Raw genomic sequence first — 1112 nt, forward strand, 5'->3', positions numbered from 1 at the left:
ATTGTGTTTAGATGATCATTTGCTGGTGTACTTAATTCAGACGCAATCAATGCCATGCTTGATTCCACGTCTTGCATCATGCTGTGTAATGCATCTGTGGTGGTTTGTATGCTTCGTTTATATAATTCTATTCGCTGTTGCTTCGCTTGACCATCTGCTTGTGCCGCTTTGTTTTCAACTTGAAGCAGCTCTTGTTGCTTGTTTTGAAGGGTTTGCTGTTGAGCTTGATGTTGCGCTTGCTTCTGCTCTATTGCAGTCATTTGCTGATCATAGCGGGCTGCAATCTCGGCTATTTTTTTCTTGGTTTCTTTCACTTGTTTTTGGCCTTCACGGATGGCATGTATTTGTTGTTTGACCCGCCTATCCGATCCTCGACCTTTAGGATGCCTCCCCTGCAGTATTTGCGATAATAGATTCGCATCAGAAATTTTTCCTACTATATATCCATTATTATTTTCCATTGTTTCTTTCATAATTTGTTCACGAAGCTCTTTCGCCTTTTCTATTTCTTCAGCTAGCAACCTCTCTTCTTCTACTAATTTTTTTTGTTGTTCTTCTAGCTTCGTTTGCTTTTCTTGTTTTAATGCTTGCAATTGTTCTTCCCCTTTGGTCAATAGGGAACCGAACTCTGCCGTAGGGGTTTGTCCTTCTGCATACAAAGGAGAAACTCCTCCAGTTAATAAATTGCAACTTATTACCTCAACAATAAGACCGATTTGACTTAATTTTTTTAGCGTCATTTTCCTATTCATAAATTCTCCCCCCAAAATATTCTTATGATGTTAATATTAATGATTAAAATTAGTTATACAACCCACAAATTAATTCTTTTTTATCGGAAAATACATATTAATGATATTTTCTGGAATAACCTGCTGATAACTGAAGTAAGGGTGCATCATATCAATTTCATCGATATGATGCATAATTTGCAGATTCTCTTCACTTTCACTTTTCTTTGGCTAGGGTGATAAACAGAGGCAGAAAGAGGAAACGCTGGACCCAGTCACCGCGATCTCCTTCGCAGGCTGATGTTGAATTCATCATAAGTTCCGTTCCCCGGCTGAATGAAACATTCCACCAACATCCGCTTTGAACAGACGATGGTCCCC

The 1112-nt window shown here is 38.8% G+C and carries 1 protein-coding gene; it reads right to left on the reverse strand.

The features are described from left to right. A partial coding sequence (locus PPOP_RS16690) for a hypothetical protein (RefSeq protein ID WP_042229526.1) occupies nt 1-752 on the reverse strand: 752 nt, incomplete at its 3' end. Between the last annotated feature and the right edge of the window lie 360 nt (nt 753-1112).

The organism is Paenibacillus popilliae ATCC 14706 (assembly GCF_000315235.1).
Lineage (GTDB): Bacteria > Bacillota > Bacilli > Paenibacillales > Paenibacillaceae > Paenibacillus_B > Paenibacillus_B popilliae.